The following is a 22,451-nucleotide window of genomic DNA, read 5'->3' as shown; positions in this document are numbered from 1 at the left end:
TTGTGTCCAAACTTCCTCTCTCGGTTGCGAATATGTACCAAGTGTTTCACTATGACACAACTTGTCTCAAAATTAACACAATTAGCTTGACAAAATCCGTACATTTTGTACTGGTTTGTAGATTGTTCAGAGGTGATTTATGAACTCTAAAAAAAGAAACCTTGTTTGCCTCCTCGTTCTTCTTGTCTTTGCGACGGGAATACAGGCAGGAGCAAGGAAAACAGTGTATCCGGTTGTGTTTGCACATGGACTTTCCGGATTCGACAATTTACTTGGATATTACTACTTCGGTAACGATTACGGTACCTTTGTGGGAGATCCTTGTGATGAGTTTTTGGAAACAGCGTGCAATGGTAGTATCAACTCCGGTCAAAAGGCATTAGCCGCCAGTGTCACTCCCTTCCAATCTTCGGAAGTAAGAGGAACACAATTGGCTGACCGAATTCAGAACTACATGACATCCACTGGTGCCACGAAAGTAAATATCATTGGTCACTCCCAAGGTGGAATCGATGCCAGAAAAGCAGCAGCTGTACTTCGTGCACGGTATGGAAGACAGGTTGTTCATGTAATGATTTCCGTTTCCAGTCCACACCGAGGATCTCCAACTGCGAAATACATTTTAGATTTAGGACCAGGTGTTACCTCTGTAATCGATGCGCTTGCAAAATTATTTGGAAACACAATCTACGGATCAGGAAACGATGGTGTTGCTGCAGCAAAACAATTAGTATATAATGATTATTCTTCCACTGATGGGATCACTACAGGGATGAAAGCATTTAACACCAACTATAATGTAAATACAAATGATGCAAACTATTGGGGATCGATTATCACTGCGCAAGACAGTATCAATACAAACCCTGCATTGTTTTTATTAAAAGAAGGATTCTACAATATTGACGGTGATGGATATTGTGTAGATGACTGCGACAATGATGGGGCAGCCGGGAAAGGTGACGGTACTCGTGGTAACAATGATGATGACGGACTTGTGGGAATCAATTCGCAACAAATGGGATATCGTTTACAATACAACGAATGTGCTCTTTGTTTTGATACTATCACAGTCAACTCAACCTTAGGTTATGTGAGTAACTTAAATGCTCCTACTTCCGCACAGATGACATCTAAAACTTCTGTTGTGAGCCAAGACCATTTGGATGTGGTTGGGGTTCCTCCCGATACTTTTGATGAAGAAGAATTCTACGCTTCTATTTTAGAGTTTATCGTAACCAAAGGCGGTTAACGATTCCTCACTGGCGGTAAGTTTTATCGCCAGTGGATTCCGATTATCACTACTATTCATCCTTTCGTTTTTACTATGATCAAAAACAAAAAAATCTTATACATTGTCCTTATTTCTGCTTCCGTTCTTTTTCTTAGTCTCCTTTTGCTCCGTCCAAGTAAGGATAAAAATCAAAAAGACTTTGAATCTATTTTAAAAGAAGGGAAAAATTTTTCCACTCGTGAACTCCCTCAGCTGCCTGAAGACTATGCCGACCACAAATTGATGGAATACTCTGTAGAAGAAATCGCAAGGATTCTACAGGAGAAGTATGGCAAAAACATTGATCATCCTGGGGCACAGATCGCTATGATTGAGGAGCTTATGAAAGACCTTCCGAAACTCTATCCGAATGATTGGGTTCGGATATTAAACCAGATTCTTGGATTTGCCTTCCCCGATAAAGTGTTGGAACTGATGCGAATGTCAGAAAATCTTTATAACTATAATAAGTTTAGAGAGGCAAACATGAGTAAGGTGGGTCTTATGTCGGACGAGGCTCGCAAACAAATGATGTGGAAAGAAAGGTATCGTTTGTTTGGAGAAAAGGCAGACCAGATTTGGGCCATGGAAAAGAAAATGACAACGATTGGGGATACCTTAAAACGCATCACGGAAAGTCCCGCTGGGAATTTGGATGCCAAACTCAGCCAATATTCGCAAACCTTAAAAGACCAATTCGGCAAAGAATACCCACGTGTTATGGAGAACAAACGACAACAACTGACAGAAGGATTTATGGTGGCTGTGCAAAAGGATTTGAAAGTCCTTTCTTTTGGAGAAAGAAAATCGGCTCTTCGTGAAATTCGATCTGCTATGGGCATGGACAGCGCAGCCCTTAGCCGTTGGGATGCTTTGGAAGAAGAGAGAGAAAAAGCCTGGCAAAACCAGCAGAAATATGCTGAAAAACGCACCCAACTTTCTTCCAAAAAAGGGGGAATGACCCCAGAGGACGAGAAACAGTTGGACGCTCTGCGCAAACAATACTTTGGGGAAGAGGCGGAAATCATTAAAAATGAAGAAGCGAGCGGCTACTACCGTGCCAAGGAAGAGAGAACATACGGTGTTAACTAAGAACATCGTTCCGAAACATTTGACCTAAATTTGCCATAAGTTATTGACTGATGTCATTCTTGTGAATTTATATTGTAAAAAACATAGAAAGTTCAGGTGAAATATGAAAAAGAAAATCTTGATTGGGTTTTTAGCGACCCTTCTCTCCGTTCCCACCTCCGGTCTGTTTGCCGGTCCTCTGGATGGCCAGTGCATCGCACTTGTCCATGGAATCCTTGGTTTTGATGATACCCAAGGGCTTGCAGGTGGTCTTGTAAAGTATTGGGGAGGCCTTGACGGTTATCTTCGTAGCCAAGGGGCAAAAGTCACCACTCCTGGAAGTTCAGCAACTAACTCAATTCCTACTCGTGCGAGCCAAATTCAATCTTCAGTATCTACATGGATGACAGCAAACGGTTGTTCTAAGGTGCATTTGATGGGTCATAGCCAAGGTGGACTTGTCATTCGTTATATGGTATCAAACTTAGGTTTTGCTGGAAAAACACAAACTGTCACTACCATCAACTCCCTTCATCAAGGGGCACCAATGGCTGACATCGTTTTAGCTGCGATTCCTGGTTGGTTACAACCATTCGCAAATTCCGCACTCAGTTTACTCGCAAAACTAGTGTATCGTGATGGTCGTCCTCAAGACGTAATTGCAATGGGAAAATCACTTACTGTAAGTTATGTGAAGACATTTAATACAAACTCGCCGAATGCATCCGGAATCAAATACTACTCTTATGGAAGTGAAATGGCTTGGGCAGATCTTATCCAACACCCAATCATGGCACTCACTCACCCAATCACTTGGGCAGGTGGTTTGTATTATGGTTTAGGTGGTGGCAACGATGGTGTGGTTCCATTGAACTCTCAAAAATGGGGAGCTTGGAAAGGAACACCTTCTTCTTATTGGTTTGCAACTGGTATTGACCACTTACAAGCAACCAACTTGGCTTGGAGCGGACAAAACTATTATGATGTGCAAGGTTGGTACTTAAACATCGCAAAAAACGCAAAAGCTGGTTTATAAAAACCCACTTTAAAAAAGCCGGATATTCGTCCGGCTTTTTTATTTCTAAACAATTTCAAAACGCAAACTCCACATTAGGTTTCAATACATTCAGAATGGATTTTAAAAAAATAATTATTATCGCTATCGTATTTCTTTTTTTCTTCTTAGGTTTACTTTATTTTTTAAAACAAAACTCAACTACAGATCAGTCGAAACAAACACTGAGTCCAGAAGAACAAATGGCAATGGATCGAATTTCACCCCTTGGAACGGGGGAGGGTTTTTGGGATGAAGCCGTTTCTCCTTTTAGAGAGGACAGAACCAAACCCTATCTAGAGTTACTGGAAGATTTGAAAACCGGTAAGGTTAATTTTGTTTGGGAAGTTTGGGCATTACGACGTAAATGTAAGGCCGAATACACTCCTGATCAGTGTAATGCAACCATCCTCGCTTATCTTGATTCTGAATATGAATCCCCTGATAAAGAAAAAATAAAAGATTTGTTCCTATCATACTTTCGCTATGAAGAAGAATACAGAAAGTGGGAACAGCCAACGGATTTGTCCTTTGTGGAATTATATGAAAAAATCAAATCCAAAAGAAGGGATGTACTTGGTGAGAAGGCCGATTTGATTTTTGGAATGGAAGAATCCCAGGTTTCTTTTTTAGAAGGTACACAAAATTTTATCAAACAATCTGTTAATTTACCAGCTGAACAACGAGTGAAACAGTTTGAAGACTTAAAGAAAAAAACATACGGGCCTTATTATGATGCTTTAGTTTCTAGAGAAGATAAATATGATCATTATCAAGTGGAAATGAGCCTTCGTGATAAAGAGTTCAATGCAATCACCGACCCAAAAGAAAAAGAAAAATACCTAAATAAAATTGAAACCAAATATTTTGGAAAAGAAAGAGCTGCTAGTTTGTCTGAAGAAAGGGCAAAAGAGGCAAAATTTTACGAATCCATCTCCAAGTATGAATCCAAAGAAAAAGAATTTTTGAAAGAGAATGTTGGTCTTTCTTCACAAGAAAAAGAAAAGAAACTGAAAGAATTGCGAATTCAGGTTTTGGGTTCGGAAGAAGAAGCGGATGCTTATGTGAGGCGAAAAAATATAGAAGAAGCGGGAAAATAAATCCCCGCTTTGGGTTCTCACTTACAGAAGCCTACAATTAGTTTTCGTTTTTTGTGAGCTTCTGGTTATTTGGGCTTGGTTCAGATTTATACTTTTCGTATGCATTCATAGTGTCTATGTATTCGTTCCCGGCATTCCAAACAATAAATCCATGACCTAATGAATCTTTTGCCCCTTGCATTTGCACCTTGATATAGTCTGAGTAAGTTAGTTTGCTCGGGCCTACCATCATATTAAAGCCTTGGACCCAGGCAATGGCTTTGGTTCCTTGTTTGGCACGTTTGACAGTTAGGTCAAGTCCGTCCTTGATGGTCCCGTAAGGATCTGCCACTCGTTTGGTTAATCCGTAAAAATGAGATGGATATAACATGGGATAAAGGCCATTAAGTTCTTCACTAAACGGTTCTACTTTTTGGCCAATTACATCGTTTTCAATAAAAGGTACTCTGCCAAATATATCAGCGGTCCAACGAGTGTCTTTGGAACAACTGTCTTTGGTTTTTTCTTTATGATCTTTGATGATTCCGAGAATGGATTCATAACGTTTTTCATAACTCATACTAAAGTTAGTGCCACCATCTGCATATCGTATATAATCCAATTGAATTTCAGGAAATCCTAGTTCACAAGCTTTGCGAATTGATTTTTGAATTGATGCCATCAAATTTGTATTAGGTGTTTTTTCTATGAGTCCACCTTCAAAGTTAACTACCCTTGCTACCATGTAGAAACCTAATGCTTTGGCCTCTGCAACTTGTTCGGGAGTAGGTGGATAAGGTTGCATGTCGACAACTGCGGTGTTCATTCCTGCGTCTTTCATTACTTGGAATAACAGACTCCACCTTTTTTTATCACGAATGGTTTTGGTATTGATATAGAGACCTTCAATAAAATCAGGAGTGATTCCTGAGGAATCTGCGTTTTGCCGTCTTTCTGTTTTGGATGCTGACTGGCAGGATAGGAAGAAAAAAAGTAGAAGGAAAAAAGTTGCCTGTTTCATAGTAGTAATGACAAGAATTTGGGTTGGTTCTGAAAATTCAAATCGAATCGATTGACGAAAATGACCGGTTCTAAGAAAATTTGGGCATGTTAGAAATTTCCAACGACTTCAATTTGAAATCTTACGGAAGGTTCCCAGAAGCATTATCGGATCCGAAAAGTTTTAAAGACCGAATGGTGGAAGTTTCCCGTCTTTTCCAAGGTATGGGAGAATCGTATTTACAACATCTTGGTGATGATTCTAAAATCAGTGGATCAGAAAAGAAGAACCTCATTGAATATTTAGAAAGTATTTTACTTGTACTTGTTATGTTGCGTAAGATCGATTTTTCGCCTGTCGATGAAGAAACCTACATTCGAAAGGACAGAGGTTTATTTGAAATTAGGTTGCGGTTCACGGAAGGATCTGTATGGGAACTTACTGGATCCATCAAACCAGAATACAAAATGAAACAAAGGACATTCAAAGAATGGTTTAATTCATCTTTTTCGACAGATATCAAAACCTTCTATGCGATTTATGGGAATGCCGGACTAGATCAATTGATTACACCTGAAGAAAAGGTTCAAATTACAAAACAAATCGACCGTATCATTCTAGAGATTGTGGAGATGGTTGTGTTTATCGAACGGTTTATGATGTTTCAGTAAAATGTAAACGGAGAGCAAATGGAATCTTTGAAAACTGGAATTGTTTTCCATGAAGAATTTCTAAAACACAATACAGGACCAGGGCATCCAGAAACTCACGGAAGATTGGTATCCATTTTGGACCATCTGTCTGATTTACCTTCCAAAAATTTTTTATGGAAAAAGGATTTTTTGGAAGCACCTTTATTGGTTATTTCTTCTATTCACGATCCAACTTATGTTCGTTTGGTTGGTCGAGTTTGCGAAGAGAAAGGCACTGGGTATTTGGATGGTGATACCGTATTTTCTTCACATTCTTATTTGGCCGCAAGTCTCGCCGTTGGTGCTGGTCTTTATCTTGCGGATGAAGTATTACTTGGAAATTTGAAAAATGGAATGGCACTCGTTCGTCCACCCGGACATCATGCGGAAGCTGACCATGCAATGGGATTTTGTATTTTTAATAATATTGCCATCACTGCGAAATACCTTCAGTCCAAAGGAATCAAAAGGATTTTGATTTTAGATTGGGATGTCCATCATGGAAATGGCACCCAACACCAGTTCTACGAAGATGATTCTGTTTATTTTATTTCTCTCCATCAGTTTCCATTTTATCCAGGCACAGGTTCTTTGTCAGAACGCGGAAAAGGGAAGGGAATTGGCACCACATTGAATATTCCCTTGGCAAGAGGTGCAGGTGAATTCGAATATTTATCCAGTTTTCCTTCTATCCAAAGAGAAATGGAAAAATTCCAACCAGAATTTGTTTTGGTATCAGCGGGCTTTGATGCCCATAAAAAAGATCCACTTGGTGGAATGAATTTGTCTACTTCTTCATTTGGAATTTTTACTCAGGAAATACAGAAAATTGCAAATACTTATGCTAGTGGCAGAATGATCTCATTTTTAGAAGGAGGATACGATTTGAATGCTCTTGCCGAATCGGTCAAATTGCATTTGGAAACCTTAGCATCGTAACATCGTAAACTCAAATCTTCGGTGTCACACCAAAAACTTCTTTCACCCAATGGATGAGTGGTCTTGCACTAATGATAGAAAAATGATTTTGTTTATTTAGCTCTAATGTTCGTAACGCGGGGTTTGATTTTTTGGTAAATACCTTATCTGTTAGATAGGTAAGACTTTTTTTCTCGACGATCCCATCCCCAAGAAAGTTTTGTAATGGATTTTCTACTCCTTCCATTAATGCATAGGCTTGGTAAACGTCCATCTCGTCCAATTCACCGAAATAAGTTTCACCAAAATAACCAGAAATGGTTTCTATCCATCCTTTTTCCTCTTTGCGAATGAGTCCGAAGGATAAGTCTTTGATAGCATCACTACGAAGGTTGCCTATCATCCCAATAATTTTGAGTGCTACATTGGGGCTTTTTTCAAATAGGAATCCGAGCCAAAATCCTATTTTTTCTAAATACGAACCTTTGTTTGGCGCAGCGATCAGGACTACTTTTCCAAATCGATTGAGCCATTCTTTATTCTCTAACTTTGCATGATACAAACAAGAGCGAAAAATTAAACATCCTAAACTATAACAAATGATATCTGGCTTTATATTTGGGTCTTCGTTAAAAAAAACATCTAAAAGATGCATCAGTTTTTTCCCGTTTTCGTGGATGGGAAGACCGTGGTTGTATCTAAGATAAAATGGATAGTAACCTACTTCTTGTAAATCGGTAGCAAGACCTGGTGAAGTAATTTTCCTATCCTTATATTCTACAGTTTGTTCCTGCCAAACGGTTTCATCTGTAAATAATCCGGGAAGGAAGAGAACGGATTTTGTTTTTTTTGAATCTTTATATTCCTCGATCGTTTCCTTTGCTGTAATATCTTTTCCAATAGTTCTAAAACTCATATCGATCTTTGTGAGTTTGAATTTTTGATTATGAGAGCTTCCCAGAATGCTTGATACCATTCGATTATCAAATACCATATCATCACTGTGTTTTGCGGTCAGTTCTACTTTGAAGAGTGCTTTTTCAAAAGCCTGGTTCGTTTGTTCTATCGTCTTTTGTAAGTTTTCATTTGATTTGTGACCAGTTTCTTTTACTTGGACGCCGGCTTTCTGTAATGCCTCTCTCCATTCTGGTTTATAAAAAAATGCGTTGGAGAGTAGATCCAAACCTCCACCTGCACTCGTTAGGCTTCCTTTGACTAGGAATTGTACCCCTTTCAGCAGGGAATCGGTTGTTTTTTGGGTAAGCGATACTGTTTTTCCAGCTAGGGAGTTGATGAGGATTTGGATCACGGAGGAAGATTGTAACTCAGTTTCTTTGGAAAGCGAGTGAAAAAAGTAAGTGAGTTACCTTTTCCGGTCGGTTTCGAAGTCGCTTGCGGGCCAAAGGAAACTCATTTTCAATTGAATGTCGATTGAATTAAAACTAGGCTGAATTTTGAAACTGAATGGATTATAAACACAATTGCAAGCAAAGCGAAAATCAATCGAACAGCAATGTAAGTGAAATGGTAGAAAATGAATAGGATTGGTAGGCTTGCGACCCAGGCAATGTCAGATCGAATTTGAAATTTCGCACTTTGATTTATTTGTCTTTGAATATTATTGCTCGACACAGACTAAACGGTTGAGAGTGGAGCATGATACACCCGATCCATTTCGAAAAGCAGTATAGTCCGTAGCATTAGAGATTCCAATTCGTCCTCCTTCAGATGTGGGGGAAGTCGCAGATCCACTCGTCCAATTCGAACAAGTATTTGTAACTTGTGCGGATGCGACCTGCCAATAAAAATTAGGTGCAGCGACTCCTGTCCAATAAGTTTGTACCCCGGAGTCAAAAGATTCGCTCATCGTGTAAGGTGGTGTTGAAAAAATACTCGAAGATGCCGGTAAGATTCCTGCTGAGTTAGGTGTGAATAAAAATGCGGAGTCATTGGCACGGACATAGTATTTATTAAACTGAAAGACCCAATCATTATTTTCGCCAGAATTGGTACAATTTGCCGTACCATCACAAGCCCGTCTTGCTCCGCCATCGGTCGTAATCATTGCTTTATAAGTTCCAGTCGACGGTTTGTTTGCATCCGCATTACATTTTAGATCGGCACCGGCTGGACCATCCGCAGCAGCTCCTCTTAAGTCTCCATTGAAAGTAGCTGCCGTGACAAATACTTTAAATACTGCTGTTTCAACTTGGATACTAATGTTATGGGTATCTGAGTCGGTTCCGTTTGTCGCTGTCACTGCGTAAGTAGTTGCCGGTTGTGTACCGCCTGTTGGCGTTCCAGAAATCACACAGTTACTTGCATTCAAACTTAATCCAGTGGGAAGAGCTGGAGTCACCGTACAATTGGTGATAACAAACGTGATAGTAGGAGTGAGTGATGGTATAGCTACATTCTCTTTAAAGATAAATGAATTTCCTGTATATGCCAGATAGATACGTTGATGGCTGATGGAGACAGAACCACTTGTATTGTAAAAAGGGTCGGCACTTGTTACGGTGATCGTGAGAGAAGAGGAATCTAAAACTTGGGTGGTTGAATTTAAACTGATTGTTTGAACCACATTATAATTGGCGGGAGTGAAGATAAGTACAGTTGGGCTTGGTGACGTTGCCGAACCATTAACGGTTAGTTTTGTATTGGAAAAAGTAAAGGAAGCACTGACATTTGCTGTTGGTTGTTTAACAAGTGAAATTCCAAAGTTTTGTGGCGTTCCATATTTCAATAGAACACTTGTGCTTGATACATTGATTTTAGCCGATGAGGAAACTGAAACGGAAGTGGAGGTCGAAGTGACAGGATTCAGTCCGCTTATGAGTGTGAAGAGCAACTCATCTCGTGGATTCACTTGATTACAGGAGAGAAACCAACCTAAAGAAAGGAAGGAAACGAAAAAATTCCAACGCATGTTTCCAACTCCCTCCCATTTTACTAAAACAAGTAAGTGACTTACCTTTCTCAAATATCGGAGAAAGAAAGGGAGTTACAAGTGAAATTCTTGGCTTAAGTAATTCGAAGTTCTTTCTTTCAGTACTTCCCCTAGAAGATTACGTCCCATCTCGTTGTCTTTGAAACTCACAACAGTACGAATCGAAAATACGCGAAGGGCATCGGAAACGGAAAGTGTTCCGTCAGCAGAATCTTTACGTCCGGAAAATGGAAAGGAATCTGGCCCCCTTTGGCATTGCGCATTCCAATTGACCCTAGCCACTTGGTTCACAAGGATGTCGATGAGTTTGCCGATAGTTTTTGGATCTTTTCCGAAGATACTGGCCTGTTGGCCCAAATTGGATGCATAGATATAGTTTAACGGTTCTTCTACGGAAGAAAAAGGAACTATCGGTACGAGTGGTCCAAATTGTTCTTCCTGATACAAACGTGCGTTTGGTGGAACAGGGGAAAGGACTGCTGGAAACATAAAGGACTCATTGATTTCTCCACCACCAGGATTCAAAATTTTTGCACCTTTTGACAAAGCATCATCTAAGAGTTCTTTTAACCATTTGGTTTTTCCTTCTTCAGGGAGTGGAGTAAAATTGACTTCCGTTTCCCAAGGCATCCCGGCTTTCCACTTTGTTAGTTCTTCTAAATAAAGTTTTGTAAATTCATCTAAAATATCTTTGTGAACAAATAGAATTTTAAGAGCTGTACATCTCTGTCCATTGTAAGAAAGAGATCCCGATAGAATTTCAGGAACCATGGTTTTTAAATCTGTATCAGGTAAAACAATCGCTGGATTTTTTGCGTTAAGTCCCAGAACAGATCTTAGGCGATTGAGTTTGGGATGTTTTTTTGTGATGAGGTTGGCAGTAGAACTCGAACCAATAAATGCAAAAACATCGATTTTACCAGACTCCATGATGGGAGAAATGACTTTGGCACCATCACCATAGACTGTGTTGATGACTCCAGGTGGGAAAGCTTCCTTAAAACACTCTAAAAGAGGTTGTAATAACAGCACACCATACTTTGCCGGTTTGAAAACCACGGTGTTTCCCATAAGGATAGCTGGGATGAGAGTGCAAAAAGTTTCATTCAAAGGATAATTGAACGGGCCCATACAAAGAACCACTCCATAAGGAGATCGTTTGATTTGTGCAATGAGTCCGCCTTCTTTGATATAATTGCTGGAAGTTGTTTCAAGCTCTTGTAATGATTCGATAGTGTCTTCTAGATATTCGATGGTTCTTTCGAATTCTTTTGTAGCATCCTTTTCTGTTTTACCTATTTCCCACATAAGGAGTAGGATGATTTGGTCTCTTTTGCCTTTCATTAGGGTAATGAATTTTCGAACCGCATCAATTCTTTCTTTAGATGTAGCAATGGGCCAAACACCAGTTCCGTGGTTGTATGCTTTGACTGCTGCCTCTAGCGCCAACAAACTTTGTTTTTCATCAAAATTAGGATAGGATCCTAAAATCACTGGTTCTGATTTTCCATTTTGGTTCAGAAAAATGGGAGATTTGACAATTTGTGATTCCCCTTCCCAAATTCGAATTTCTCCGTCTAGGAGGTATTCTTTTTGGTGGACCGGTTGGATCCTGTATTTTTCTGGAACGGAATCTTCGGAAGGAAAAACAAAGCTCATGATCCATGAATCGAATGGGGAGGTGACTAAAAAAGCAACATTTTACGGAAAAGAACGGCCGATATAAAATTTATGGAACCAAGGATGGACCAAAACAAAGAAGATTGGGAGGCTTTGACCTTGCGACTTCTCCGCCGTGTGGAAGAATTAGAATCACTTATGTTAGAAGTTCGTAGTGATTTGGTTCGTTACCGTGCTGTGCGTGAAGAATGGTACCATTGGCATAGTGCCTGGAAGGAGGAATACGCCAAACGAGCGACCGGATGAGTCTGAAAAATCGTTTTCGGTAGGACCTCTATTGGAAAATTAGTCCTATCCCATTCGAAAAAGGAATTCCCATGGCCGAAAAACCTATGTCCCCCTTTGGTGAGTTAGCTCCCAACACACCTGCTTCTCTCTCTGATGTCAAAAAGAACATTTATGGACGATACCTCGAAGAATTCAATGTAGGTGATATTTATGTTCACCCTCGCCAATTCACTGTGGACAGAAGTTTTGCCCAAGAATTTGCTACCGTGTTTATGGATGCAAACCCACTTTACCTTTCTGCTGAATACGCAAAAGCCCACGGATTTGCTGATTTACTCGTTCATCCACTGATGGTGTTTAACTTAGCACTTTCCATCGGTGTTCAGAATAACAGTGAGAAAGCGCTTGCAAACCTTGGTTATTACAACGCGCAATTTTTATTACCTGTTTATCCAGGAGATACTCTTTCTTCTCGAACTAAAATTTTAGCAGTGGATGATAAAGGTCCGGACAAACCGGGAATCGTTCATGTAAGAACACTTTGTCTCAACCAAAAAAACGAAGTGGTTTTGCAATACGAACGTAAAATCATGATCTACCAGTCCAATGGAAAACCAAAAGGCAATCCAAAACCAGGTGATGCATCGGCTTACTTTCCAGAATCAAAAACTCCAGCACTCAAACTTCCGAATCTCAAATTCCCAACAGAGATGAAGGATGTGACTTGGGGACATACTTATTTTGAAAACTTCAAACCAGGCCAAATTTATGTGCACCAAAATGGAAGAACCATCACTGACGAACATTACCAATGGACATTTCGCGTAGGGAATACTCACCCACTTCATTATGATAAATTGTATTCTGCAGGAATCTCTGGCCCTATGGGTGGAGAACCAGTGGTTTACGGTGGACTCGTATTTGGTTGGTTAGCTGGTATGGCATCACGTGATATTTCTGAAAACGCAATTTGGGAACTTGGATTCACAGAAGGATACCACACGCAACCTGCTTTTTCTGGTGATACAGTGACTTGTATTTCTAGAATTCTAACGACTGAAGACAAAGGAACTGAATACGGAATCCCTGCAGGTGAAGTACAAATTCAGTTCATTGGTTTAAAAAATATCAAAGCAAATGATGCATTGGATAAATTCGGCGCTGATCTTTTCCTTAAAGAAAATGATAAAAAGAAACTAGGAAAAGAAAAAATCCCAGAGAAAATCTTCGAAATCGAAAGAAGATTGATCATCAAAAAACAACCATAAGGTGAAACAATGAAAATTACCATCCCCAAAAGAATTCCGGACATGGAAGACATCGGGGATGGTGTCTTTAAAATTGTTCTACCGCAACCTTTTTACGCTCCTAACAATATCTATCTCTATCACGGAAATGATGGTTTAACCTTAATCGACTCTGGTTATATTGAATCCATTCCGATGTTACAGGCTTCTTTAAAAACAAAGGGATTCTCATTTAAAGACATTCGCCATATCATATATACGCATAATCATCTTGATCATATATCTTCCTCATTGGTGCTTAAGTCGTATGCAAAAAATGTAACCTACTATGGGTATCGCGCTATGGCTGATGGCGTTGGAAATTATTTAGAATCGATGGTACTTTTTGAAGAAGCAACAGAAGACTTATTTCATAAAGCATTCGGTGATAAAGAAGAACTGGATCGGATTTTGGAAGAATCACGTAGAGGCTGGCGACAGTTTTACAGCAAATTTAGCGAAACTAAAAAAGGGGATCCTGTCTTAAGAATTGATGTAAAAATTGATCACAACGACAGTTTGGAGTTAGGTGGTAAGTTGTTTCGTTTTTTGCACACACCTGGTCATAATTTATATCATATCACACCCGTGGATCCTTCAACAGGGATTTATTTTTCAGGGGATCTCATCATTGCCAATCTCACTGCCATTTATTCTGAAATGGACGGAAATTTAAGTGATTATTATTTTACACTTTCTAAACTTTTGGAAGAACCCATCAAACGTATGTTACCTGCTCATGGTAGCGAAATTGAAGATCCAAAAAAAACCATTACTCTTGTCAAAAAGACTTTGAGTATTTTGGAAAAAGGAGTTCTTCGACGCCTCAGAGAAGGGGAGTCTGATCTGAAAGTCCTTATGGAAGCGGCCATTGGAAAAAAAGTTCATAATGGTGGTCATTTACCGACAGCGCTTGGACTTGTATACAGTATCATTCAGAAATTGGTTTTAGAAGGGCAGATTCGTATCGAAAGACGAGAGAATGGATATGAAATTTTTCATATCGTAAACTAAACAATAGAATGTGACAAATTAATAGATAAAATTTATAATCTATTAGATGTTTTATAATTTACTTTACCTGAATGAATTCAGAAAATTCACCTCCCAAAATTTTGTCAGGATTTTATAGGCGAACTATTTACTTAGATTCAAATTTAGATTTTTATCAAATGAATCAATTTTGATGGATTGAATTTTCTTTTGTTGTTGGTATTTGCCAAACTTCAATTTGTTTCCCTTTCCAAACCAAACTTCCTTTTTGTTCTTCTAGTTCTTTTTTGTAGCTCAATATTCTTGTTTGGGGCCACAAAATTTCATCTGTAAATTCAAGAGCCATCACCGCATAACAAATATCTGCATTTTTGCATATGGATGGTGCATTTCTAATTTGTTCAAGCGGATACGTTTTCGTTTTGTCTGAAATTAGGAAGGAAAGGTTGTATTGCGAAAATACAAAAATATCCTTTTTTGTTTTTAGGTTTTGATCATTTCCTGATTCTAAATTAGAATATGAATTCGGATCCAAATTTGTATTTGTGTTCTGCGAGATAATTTTTAATGGATTCGAAAGAATCAGAAGATTCGCTTTTTTTAGATCTTCACGAACTTCTTCTACATTTGATTGTTTCCATGGACTTTTGATAATTGGATCCAATGGAAAATTTTGGTCGAGTGAGTTTTTCCAAAAGAGACAAGTAAGAATCAAAAAGGCAAATGATAAAGATATTTTTTTCTCCGATTGAATCCAAAGAATTCCGGTATAAAGGATAAAAGGAACTAGGGAATAACTGTAATACGTATAAACTTCATGGTGCCAAGGTCTGGAAGAAAATATATGCGTTGCGTATACCAGGCCGATTCCTATCACTTCTGGTAACATTTGAAAGATTCCGAGTCCCCCGCTCGTGATTAACTCTAGAAAAATTTGGAATGATTTTTGGAAACCAGTTACTTGTTTGAAGGCGGAATGGTATTCTTGGGTGAGAACATTCGTCCAGGTGATGGATTCTTTCGAGTCACCAAACATAGGATATATACAAAAAACAAAGCCCATCCATAATAATAGGATGCTTATGATTAGTATTAACGAACGGAGCAGGATCTTATCTTTGCGGTTTGCGGAAAACCATCCTTTCTCCACTGCCTCATTCCGATTCTTTTGGTTATGTTTGTATAAAAATCTTAAAACTATCGGTAGAAAAAAAAGAAGAAGGTAAATGACAATATCTTCTTTGAGTGAAATATAGAGAATGGTGGCAAAAGATAAGATACCATAATAAAACCAGGAGAAATGAGATCGAACATTTTGTATCTTCTTCTGTTGTTCCCAAATATAAAAAAAGAAAAGAGCAAATAATAAAACCAAAACCTCAAAGTGAAAACTGGATCCAATCCGGTAGAGATATAACTGGTTTGTGACAAGAACCCAAAAAACTAAGAATTTATTCACCCGATTTTTTAAATTGTTTTTGGAAATTTGATACGCCCAGAATAGCCAAAGGACCGTTGCCAATTGGTAAACAAAAAAGACACCCACGGCCAGACCCCATCTTTCGGGAACCAGGCTCACAAACGGAATCAGAACAAACATTCCTGGTGCGAAGTGGTGGTGGAGGTAACTTCCGATTCCTGATTCTGAATAGTAACCACTGGTAAATCCGTCTCCACGAGAAATAGAGAGAAGAATATCCGAAATACCAATATAATCCGCATCTTGGAATAAGAAAGCATCTGCGAGAGATTTTGAGAGTTGGATTGCATGGTTTGTATTTGTAATGATAAATAGAATGCAACTGATACTGAGTAGGTAGGGGAGAATCCTAATCTGTTTGTCAGATAACAAATCATAGTTAGTTAGAGAGTGATTTGGCTTTGACTGAGGTTTTGATTTTTTTTCTTTCCAAAAGTTATAGATAGTAAGGAAAAGTAGAAAAAGAAATACCCCCTTTTGAAAGGGGGCATGAAAGTTTTTAGGAGAAATAAAGAGAAAAGGAGAAACTAAACTGAATAAAAAAAATAAATAAACCACTTAACGAATAAAGTATAATACCTTTCTTTCGCCGATTCGTTCCCGATTGATTTCCACTCGGTTTCGGTAGTAATATCCTTTTTCAGGAAATGTTTTGGAGAAAAATTCAAATAAATCCATTTCGAATAACAACATACATTCGGCAACATCCGTTGCTCCAATCGACATTGCTTTTTTTGTATCCACCATTACATGGCGTGAATTGATAAAGTCAGGTTCGATTTCATTGGCAATCAGGTCAAAATTTGTTTTGGTGATGGTTCCCCCAACAGAAGTTTTTTTCCCTCTGCTTTTTGCTTCCGAGATGATTTTTTTAGCAACCCTTGTGACCTCTTTGTCATCAGGTTTTTTATCCATAGAAGCACTTAAGTCTGATCTAGCGGCTGTTACTTGCTCTAAACTTTGAAATGGAACGGAATCAAATATATCCATCAAGTTTCTATATCCAGTGATGGTTTCCATATTAATGGATTTGTTATAGGATTCGTATTCAGAAGGCGTCAGGAGATTCTTCATGGTTTGGATGAAGTTTTTTAATGCGTATTCTGACTCCACCATGGGGGCTGAAATTCCTGAAACTCCGATCCTTTGGCAGATTCGGATATCGTTTCTGGCTTCCGGGCCACCAATTTTGACATAGAGTGGCAAAATTCCGGCAGTGATCGTTTTAAGAAGGGAAATTTCTTCTTCTCCCATGTCCTCGGTTTCCGTACCTGTTTTGATGCAGACAAAGGAGTAGTTTTCCTTCATCTCCAGTAAGGTTTTGCGTAAAACGTGGATTGATGTTTCCATAAGCAGAAGATCTCCATGTATGGTATCGTCGATTCCCGAAAATAGTACAAGTCTTTTGCGCTTTTTTTCCCCCTTTCTTGACAGAAAATTCCAATTCCTTAGCTTCGAACCTATGGGAATATTCTCCACTATCTTCCAATCTAAACCAAAACAAGATTCTAAAGAACCGCCAAAAGAGGGAGCTGCTGCTTCGGGAATTTCTTTCGGAATCATTGTGGTCCTTGTATTTGCTTTCAAATCATCAATATTAGATGCTAATAATATTCCTTCCGGATCCATGATCCCCACACTCAAGATCGGCGACTTTTTATTTGTTAATAAAATGCGTTATTCCTTTCGAATGCCTTTCACAGAAAAGGAACTCTTTCGTATCGATGATCCGAAACGTGGAGATATCGTTACATTTATTCCGCCAGCAACGGCACTTGCCCAAGAAGAATCCAGGACAGGAATTTTTGCGAAACGATTTGTCAAACGTGTTGTTGGTCTTCCTGGAGATACAATCCGAATCACTCGTAAATACATCGATACCAAAGATAGGGGTAGAGTACACTTTGCACTCGTCGAATACAAGGAGAAAGGGTCTGAAGAGTTTCGATCTTATGAGCCAAAGGAAGTTCCGATAGGTAAAGAACTTTCTGATTTGGATAATTTAGAAGCCACACAAAGAGCACTCTTTAAAGAAGTTAAACCAGGGTTTGAACATTTTATTTTAGAAGGATTTGAGGACGATCGCCGTGCGCATATTTTTGAATATTGCGATTTTTTACATGGATGTCAAATTCCTGAAGGCCAGTATATGGTGATGGGGGACAACCGGGATGACTCTCATGATTCACGGGCCTGGGGATTTGTAAAACGAGAAGATATTTTAGGTAAGGCCCTCATTATTTATTTTTCCATTGATTGGAAAGACTCTACATGTGAATACAAAGATGGTCAGGAACTTGCGGAAAAAGGGCCTGAAATTGCAGAAAGGTATGAAGGGGAAAAATTAGAAAAGCGGTGTCATTATACTGAGATTTTTTCTTCGCATAATACTCGTTATAGGGATGACGAGTCAAGATTTGGATGGGTAGAAAGAACAATTCGTTATCGTTTGTGGAGGCTCAGTGTTAGGTGGGATCGAATTGGTCGTATCCTCCAATGAAAGGAGAATCGAAAGAGCCTTCAAATAAAAAACCGGAGAAGTCGCCAATGGCGATGGCCGGTGTTGGTTTTGAATTTGTATCTACCATCGCACTTTTTGTGGTGGGAGGATACTACCTCGACGAATATATGAAAACGGAGCCACTATGGCTTCTCGTAGGTTTTTTCTTAGGTTTTATCGCCGCATTTTATTTTCTAATTAAAAAAGCAAAAGAAAACGAATAAAAATCGTCTCAGTTCAGCCATATTACACTTTTAGATTCGCATCCGAAACTGACTGATTCAAAGAACAAAAAGTAAACAATTGGCTCCAAATAAATTCTTGACGGCTCCCTCCTTTACAAAAATCTTTTTACTGTAATGGCTTCAGAGACAACCACAAACAACGAATTCATGGATTCCATGCCCGTTCTTGGATTGTCTAGCTATGTCCTCTCTACTCTCGTCCTAGTTGTCGTCGTAGTCTCCTCATACATACGTAGCTTTCTGTCATAATCTCCCATCGTTTCCTCGGTCGACAGAAAGCAAGGTCGACGGGGAAACCAACCAAGGAGAGGATCTGTATGCGGGAACAAATCACCGTAAGTCAATACATCATACGTTTTTTAGAATCAAAAGGAATTACATGGATTCCAGGTGTTCCTGGTGGAACCATATTGCCATTATACGAAAGTTTGGCGGGGTCAAAGATAGAACATGTGTTAGCAAGGCATGAACAAGGTGCCGGATTCATTGCTCAAGGTAGGGCAAGGAGCACGGGTGAGGTGAGTGCCGTGTTCGTTTCCTCAGGTCCTGGTGTTGCCAATCTCATCACAGCCGTTGCTGATGCTCAAAGAGATTCGGTTCCCCTACTTGTTTTTTCTGGACAAGTTCCACTTGCTCTTATGGGAACAGATGCATTTCAGGAATTACCAACAGCGACGATTGTATCATCCCTTGTTAAAAAAGTTTATTTGATCGAAGAGCCTAACCAAATCATAGAAACTTTAGAGGAAGCATACGGGTTATGTGGCCAAGGAAAAATGGGTCCAGTATGGATTGATTTACCTAAAGATATCCAAACACAATTCATTCCTTTATCTAACGAAAACATAAAATTGGGTTCATCCGCTAAGTCAAATGCAAATATTGAACTTTTACCAAAGGAAGATGGATTGACCTTTGAAAGTATGGATTTGTTTTTACAAGAATTCAAATCCTTATTGGAGGAATCTCTTTTCCCCTTACTTTATGTTGGTGGCGGTGCTAAAAAAGAATATGTACGTTTAAGAGAGTTTGTTTCGCGTTTTCAAATCCCTGCAGTAACAACCCTTATGGGGCTTGGGATTTTTGAAAAAGATGAACCTATGAACTTAGGAATGATGGGAATGCATGGAACGGTAGCTGCAAATGAAGCACTTGGTGTTTGTGATCTTTTGATAGCTATTGGAGTTCGTTTTGATGATCGTGCGACTGGCAATATTCAAAAGTTTTGTAACCAGGCAAAGATCATTCATATTGACATTGACGCAAAGGAAATTGGTAAAAATAAACCAGTAACTTTAAGTTTACAGAGAGATCTTTCTGAGATTCTTCCTTTTTTATTAGATGAAGATTTTTCGATTCAAAACAATGAATCATTGTTACAGATTCAGAATTGGAAACAAATCCCGGAAGAACATCCAATGAAATCAATTCTTTTAGATTTTGTTTCTGTGTTACCAAGTGGTGAACATTTTGTCCTTACTGATGTGGGACAACACCAAATGTGGGTAGCACAGTATTTTCCATTTTTAAATCCTAGGTCCTGGATCACTTCCGGTGGACAAGGAACAATGGGATTTGGTCTTCCTACAGCAATTGGTGTGGCTTTAAGTCATAAAGATGCTCATGTGTTTTGTTTTTCTGGTGATGGTTCCATTATGATGAACTTACAGGAGTTATCTACTTTAAAGGAACAAAACCTAAATGTAAAGATGATCCTAATCAATAATGAACATTTGGGACTCGTCAAACAGCAACAAGACTTATTTTATGGAAATTTGTATTCCGGTTCGAAGTTCCATTTTCATCCAAACTTTTCGATGTTATGTGAGTCATTCGAAATTGGATACTTGGATTGGGATTGGAAATTAGGAGTTGCTGACTTAGAAATGATCTTGGAAAAGAAAGGACCTGCAATCATTGAGGTGAAGATCCCGTCTAGCTGGGGGGTGTATCCGTTTGTTCCTGGTGGGAAATCGAACCAGGAGTATATCCTCGAAAAGATTGTAACATAAGGATACATCCGAGGGAAAAACTCCCTCGGATCGCCAAAAATTGTTAGATGGCTTTGTTCCCTCGTTCTCCGCTACGAATGCGAATTACTTCTTCGAGTGGCATCACGAAAATTTTTCCATCTCCGATTTTACCTTCAGGCCCTGTTTTTGCGGCCTTTAAAATGGCATCCACTGTTGGTTTGACAAACTCATCATTCACAGCGATTTCTAATCTTACCTTCCGAAGTAGGTTCACTTGGTATTCATGTCCACGGAATACTTCTGTTTTTCCTTTTTGTTGGCCATAACCTTGTACATCACTGACTGTCAGACGATAGATTTCGTTTTTAGTAAGTTCGTTTTTTACTTCTTCTAACTTATGCGGCTGGATGATTGCAATTACTAATTTCATATTGATTACCTTATATCATATCCTTTTTCACCGTGGATCTCTTGGTCGAGTCCGGTGATTTCTTTATCTTCCTCGATTCTAAAACCGATTGTTTTTTCAATAACAAGTGCAAGTAAATAAGAAACAACAAAAGAATAAAGTCCTGTGACAACCACGCTGATTACCTGCGCAGTCAATTGATTCCCTAAAGTCATCCCTTCTGCGAGTTCTAATGCAAAAAATCCAGTAAGAATCGCACCAAAAGCACCACCTGCACCATGAATTCCAAATGCGTCGAGAGTGTCGTCATACCCCAGTTTTCCTTTGAGTAAAATAGCCATATAACATAAAGGAGATACTAGGGCTCCCATGATTAACGCCCCTTGGACACCCACATAACCAGAAGCAGGTGTGATGACCACAAGACCTGCAACAATTCCTGAAGCCGCACCAAGTGCAGTTGCTTTTTTTGTATGCAACCATTCAATAAGTAACCAACTCGCTCCTGCGGCTGCGGGTGCAATTAGAGTTACTAAGAATGCTCTTGCGGCAAGTCCATTGACAGCAAGTCCAGAACCGGCGTTAAAACCAAACCATCCAAACCACAATAACCCTGATCCAAGTAGCGTATAAGTCATGTTATTTGGATGAGTTAATAAGCCGGCATCACCTTTCCGTTTCCCGATCACAATTGCTGCTGCAAGCCCGGCAATCCCTGAAATCAAATGAACGACAGTACCTCCTGCAAAATCGAGAGCATTCATTTTTAACAACCAACCCGAATCTGCCCAAACCCAATGGGCTACTGGATCGTAAACTAATGTTGACCATACGAGAATAAAAACGATATAAGCTGATAGTTTGATTCTTTCTGCAATGGCCCCAGAGATCAAGGCGGGAGTAATGATGGCAAACATTCCTTGAAACAAGAAGTGTACATAAGTTGGAATCGTACCCTTTACAGAATCGAGATCTATCCCATTCAAAAATACTAAATCAAAATTTCCAATATACGGGCTCTCCCCTGAAAAAGCAAAACTATATCCAAAGATAGTCCACTGTAGTGTCATCACGATGATCGCAACAAAGCTATGCATCATTGTAGAGAGAACATTTTTGGAACGGACAATACCACCGTAGAACAAGGCAAGTCCAGGGATCATAAAGAACACAAATGCAGAAGAAACTAACAACCAAGCGGTATCAGATTTATCGATGGTAGGGGGGGATGGTAGTTCTCCTTCAGCCGCCAGGAAACCAGGCAAAAGGAAAAGGGCACATACCAACAAAGGCCGTAAGACCAATTGTATATTCATTGTTTGCTCCAAATATCTTTTTCGAGATGCGAAATAAAATTCGTATCATTACGATTGTTTTCTCTTTTGAAAGCGAGTCAATTCTGCAAAACTAGGAACTTTTTTGTAAAAAATATTTGGGAATCTGGAAGTTGGTGGCCTGCTTTCTGAGGTTGTGGTAAGGCGATTGCATTGGGAGGCGGGTCTAGTTCCCCACCCGAGTCAGGGCGGGGATAGATAAATTCCGGCCGGAGAACTCCTGAAAATGCGAAATAATTCGGGAAAATTTTACAAAAAAGATTGAACAAAATTAAATTGTGCACAA

At 39.2% G+C, this 22,451-nt stretch carries 20 protein-coding genes; 12 read left to right on the top strand and 8 right to left on the bottom strand.

The window, feature by feature from the left end:
- Positions 1 to 139 precede the first annotated feature (139 nt).
- The 4 genes from CLV96_RS07175 (at position 140) to CLV96_RS07160 (ending at position 4,498) form a co-directional block, all read left to right on the top strand.
- Positions 140 to 1,252: a lipase family alpha/beta hydrolase gene (locus CLV96_RS07175; protein ID WP_004787597.1), complete on the top strand. Its 1,113-nt coding sequence runs from the start codon at positions 140 to 142 to the stop codon at positions 1,250 to 1,252.
- A gap of 75 nt (positions 1,253 to 1,327) precedes the next feature.
- A complete protein-coding gene (locus CLV96_RS07170) occupies positions 1,328 to 2,365 on the top strand; it encodes a hypothetical protein (protein ID WP_004784717.1) in 1,038 nt (345 codons plus the stop codon).
- A 103-nt stretch (positions 2,366 to 2,468) separates the two neighbouring features.
- Positions 2,469 to 3,380: an esterase/lipase family protein gene (locus CLV96_RS07165; protein ID WP_004786540.1), complete on the top strand. Its 912-nt coding sequence runs from the start codon at positions 2,469 to 2,471 to the stop codon at positions 3,378 to 3,380.
- 95 nt (positions 3,381 to 3,475) lie between these two features.
- A complete protein-coding gene (locus CLV96_RS07160; protein ID WP_004787259.1) occupies positions 3,476 to 4,498 on the top strand; it encodes a lipase secretion chaperone in 1,023 nt (340 codons plus the stop codon).
- 37 nt (positions 4,499 to 4,535) lie between these two features.
- On the opposite strand, the gene CLV96_RS07155 is transcribed toward CLV96_RS07160, so the two are convergent.
- Complete coding sequence (locus tag CLV96_RS07155; RefSeq protein WP_004785411.1) at positions 4,536 to 5,498, bottom strand: putative glycoside hydrolase; 963 nt, start codon at positions 5,496 to 5,498, stop codon at positions 4,536 to 4,538.
- 86 nt (positions 5,499 to 5,584) lie between these two features.
- Here CLV96_RS07155 and CLV96_RS07150 point away from each other — a divergent pair, with 86 nt between their 5' ends.
- Both CLV96_RS07150 and CLV96_RS07145 read left to right on the top strand, forming a co-directional pair.
- Positions 5,585 to 6,148, top strand: a complete 564-nt coding sequence (locus CLV96_RS07150; protein WP_004784574.1) for a hypothetical protein — start codon at positions 5,585 to 5,587, stop codon at positions 6,146 to 6,148.
- Between the two features lie 18 nt (positions 6,149 to 6,166).
- Positions 6,167 to 7,108, top strand: a complete 942-nt coding sequence (locus CLV96_RS07145) for a histone deacetylase family protein (protein ID WP_004784707.1) — start codon at positions 6,167 to 6,169, stop codon at positions 7,106 to 7,108.
- 10 nt (positions 7,109 to 7,118) lie between these two features.
- Here the strand turns inward: CLV96_RS07145 and CLV96_RS07140 are convergent, their stop codons facing one another.
- From CLV96_RS07140 to CLV96_RS07130, 3 genes are all read right to left on the bottom strand, one after another.
- Positions 7,119 to 8,396, bottom strand: coding sequence for an esterase/lipase family protein (locus CLV96_RS07140; RefSeq protein ID WP_004784372.1), 1,278 nt, complete (start codon positions 8,394 to 8,396; stop codon positions 7,119 to 7,121).
- Between the two features lie 309 nt (positions 8,397 to 8,705).
- The gene (locus tag CLV96_RS07135; protein ID WP_004786788.1) at positions 8,706 to 10,016 is read right to left on the bottom strand and encodes a DUF1554 domain-containing protein; all 1,311 of its coding nucleotides are present in this window, start codon (positions 10,014 to 10,016) and stop codon (positions 8,706 to 8,708) included.
- 75 nt (positions 10,017 to 10,091) lie between these two features.
- On the bottom strand, positions 10,092 to 11,696 hold the full coding sequence (locus tag CLV96_RS07130) for an NADP-dependent glyceraldehyde-3-phosphate dehydrogenase (protein ID WP_004786316.1): 1,605 nt from the start codon (positions 11,694 to 11,696) through the stop codon (positions 10,092 to 10,094).
- Between the two features lie 84 nt (positions 11,697 to 11,780).
- On the opposite strand from CLV96_RS07130, the gene CLV96_RS07125 reads away from it, so the two are divergent.
- The 3 genes from CLV96_RS07125 (at position 11,781) to CLV96_RS07115 (ending at position 14,245) form a co-directional block, all read left to right on the top strand.
- Entirely contained in the window at positions 11,781 to 11,963 is a 183-nt protein-coding gene (locus tag CLV96_RS07125; RefSeq protein ID WP_040917347.1) for a hypothetical protein, read from the top strand.
- A gap of 71 nt (positions 11,964 to 12,034) precedes the next feature.
- Entirely contained in the window at positions 12,035 to 13,213 is a 1,179-nt protein-coding gene (locus CLV96_RS07120; RefSeq protein ID WP_004784602.1) for a MaoC family dehydratase, read from the top strand.
- Between the two features lie 9 nt (positions 13,214 to 13,222).
- The gene (locus tag CLV96_RS07115) at positions 13,223 to 14,245 is read left to right on the top strand and encodes an MBL fold metallo-hydrolase (protein WP_004787361.1); all 1,023 of its coding nucleotides are present in this window, start codon (positions 13,223 to 13,225) and stop codon (positions 14,243 to 14,245) included.
- 163 nt (positions 14,246 to 14,408) lie between these two features.
- Here CLV96_RS07115 and CLV96_RS07110 read toward each other — a convergent pair whose 3' ends face one another.
- Together CLV96_RS07110 and CLV96_RS07105 are read right to left on the bottom strand one after the other, a co-directional pair.
- The gene (locus tag CLV96_RS07110; RefSeq protein ID WP_004786224.1) at positions 14,409 to 16,262 is read right to left on the bottom strand and encodes a DUF2079 domain-containing protein; all 1,854 of its coding nucleotides are present in this window, start codon (positions 16,260 to 16,262) and stop codon (positions 14,409 to 14,411) included.
- Positions 16,263 to 17,054 (bottom strand): hypothetical protein, encoded by a 792-nt coding sequence (locus CLV96_RS07105; RefSeq protein WP_004786259.1) that lies wholly within the window; start codon positions 17,052 to 17,054, stop codon positions 16,263 to 16,265. It lies immediately after the preceding gene.
- 112 nt (positions 17,055 to 17,166) lie between these two features.
- Between CLV96_RS07105 and lepB the strand changes: the two genes are divergently transcribed.
- From lepB to CLV96_RS07090, 3 genes are all read left to right on the top strand, one after another.
- Positions 17,167 to 18,204, top strand: a complete 1,038-nt coding sequence (gene lepB, locus CLV96_RS07100) for a signal peptidase I (RefSeq protein ID WP_004787669.1) — start codon at positions 17,167 to 17,169, stop codon at positions 18,202 to 18,204.
- A complete protein-coding gene (locus tag CLV96_RS07095) occupies positions 18,201 to 18,428 on the top strand; it encodes an AtpZ/AtpI family protein (RefSeq protein WP_040917269.1) in 228 nt (75 codons plus the stop codon). The genes lepB and CLV96_RS07095 overlap by 4 nt, the downstream gene beginning before the upstream one ends.
- Positions 18,429 to 18,766: 338 nt before the next feature.
- Entirely contained in the window at positions 18,767 to 20,461 is a 1,695-nt protein-coding gene (locus tag CLV96_RS07090) for a thiamine pyrophosphate-dependent enzyme (RefSeq protein WP_004786372.1), read from the top strand.
- A gap of 43 nt (positions 20,462 to 20,504) precedes the next feature.
- Here the strand turns inward: CLV96_RS07090 and CLV96_RS07085 are convergent, their stop codons facing one another.
- Together CLV96_RS07085 and CLV96_RS07080 are read right to left on the bottom strand one after the other, a co-directional pair.
- Positions 20,505 to 20,852 carry a P-II family nitrogen regulator gene (locus CLV96_RS07085; RefSeq protein ID WP_002975072.1) on the bottom strand — a complete coding sequence of 116 codons (348 nt, stop codon included), beginning with the start codon at positions 20,850 to 20,852 and terminating at the stop codon, positions 20,505 to 20,507.
- Between the two features lie 5 nt (positions 20,853 to 20,857).
- On the bottom strand, positions 20,858 to 22,147 hold the full coding sequence (locus CLV96_RS07080) for an ammonium transporter (protein ID WP_040917270.1): 1,290 nt from the start codon (positions 22,145 to 22,147) through the stop codon (positions 20,858 to 20,860).
- Positions 22,148 to 22,451 lie beyond the last annotated feature (304 nt).

The sequence above is a fragment of the Leptospira meyeri genome (genome assembly GCF_004368965.1).
Taxonomy (GTDB): Bacteria; Spirochaetota; Leptospiria; order Leptospirales; family Leptospiraceae; genus Leptospira_A; species Leptospira_A meyeri.
The sequence above is the reverse complement of the archived record's forward strand: the minus strand, read 5'-3'. Positions and strand labels throughout refer to the sequence as shown.

What these genes read in the sequence shown, in the direction of transcription:
- CLV96_RS07120 (WP_004784602.1), top strand. Translation starts at nt 12,035, where the DNA reads ATGGCCGAAAAACCTATGTCCCCCTTTGGTGAGTTAGCTCCCAACACA.
- CLV96_RS07150 (WP_004784574.1), top strand. Translation starts at nt 5,585, where the DNA reads ATGTTAGAAATTTCCAACGACTTCAATTTGAAATCTTACGGAAGGTTC.
- CLV96_RS07090 (WP_004786372.1), top strand. Translation starts at nt 18,767, where the DNA reads ATGCGGGAACAAATCACCGTAAGTCAATACATCATACGTTTTTTAGAA.
- CLV96_RS07105 (WP_004786259.1), bottom strand. Translation starts at nt 17,054, where the DNA reads ATGGAAACATCAATCCACGTTTTACGCAAAACCTTACTGGAGATGAAG.
- CLV96_RS07155 (WP_004785411.1), bottom strand. Translation starts at nt 5,498, where the DNA reads ATGAAACAGGCAACTTTTTTCCTTCTACTTTTTTTCTTCCTATCCTGC.
- CLV96_RS07135 (WP_004786788.1), bottom strand. Translation starts at nt 10,016, where the DNA reads ATGCGTTGGAATTTTTTCGTTTCCTTCCTTTCTTTAGGTTGGTTTCTC.
- CLV96_RS07080 (WP_040917270.1), bottom strand. Translation starts at nt 22,147, where the DNA reads ATGAATATACAATTGGTCTTACGGCCTTTGTTGGTATGTGCCCTTTTC.
- CLV96_RS07125 (WP_040917347.1), top strand. Translation starts at nt 11,781, where the DNA reads ATGGACCAAAACAAAGAAGATTGGGAGGCTTTGACCTTGCGACTTCTC.
- CLV96_RS07145 (WP_004784707.1), top strand. Translation starts at nt 6,167, where the DNA reads ATGGAATCTTTGAAAACTGGAATTGTTTTCCATGAAGAATTTCTAAAA.
- CLV96_RS07165 (WP_004786540.1), top strand. Translation starts at nt 2,469, where the DNA reads ATGAAAAAGAAAATCTTGATTGGGTTTTTAGCGACCCTTCTCTCCGTT.
- CLV96_RS07170 (WP_004784717.1), top strand. Translation starts at nt 1,328, where the DNA reads ATGATCAAAAACAAAAAAATCTTATACATTGTCCTTATTTCTGCTTCC.
- CLV96_RS07085 (WP_002975072.1), bottom strand. Translation starts at nt 20,852, where the DNA reads ATGAAATTAGTAATTGCAATCATCCAGCCGCATAAGTTAGAAGAAGTA.
- CLV96_RS07130 (WP_004786316.1), bottom strand. Translation starts at nt 11,696, where the DNA reads ATGAGCTTTGTTTTTCCTTCCGAAGATTCCGTTCCAGAAAAATACAGG.
- CLV96_RS07160 (WP_004787259.1), top strand. Translation starts at nt 3,476, where the DNA reads ATGGATTTTAAAAAAATAATTATTATCGCTATCGTATTTCTTTTTTTC.
- lepB (WP_004787669.1), top strand. Translation starts at nt 17,167, where the DNA reads ATGGGAATATTCTCCACTATCTTCCAATCTAAACCAAAACAAGATTCT.
- CLV96_RS07175 (WP_004787597.1), top strand. Translation starts at nt 140, where the DNA reads ATGAACTCTAAAAAAAGAAACCTTGTTTGCCTCCTCGTTCTTCTTGTC.
- CLV96_RS07115 (WP_004787361.1), top strand. Translation starts at nt 13,223, where the DNA reads ATGAAAATTACCATCCCCAAAAGAATTCCGGACATGGAAGACATCGGG.
- CLV96_RS07095 (WP_040917269.1), top strand. Translation starts at nt 18,201, where the DNA reads ATGAAAGGAGAATCGAAAGAGCCTTCAAATAAAAAACCGGAGAAGTCG.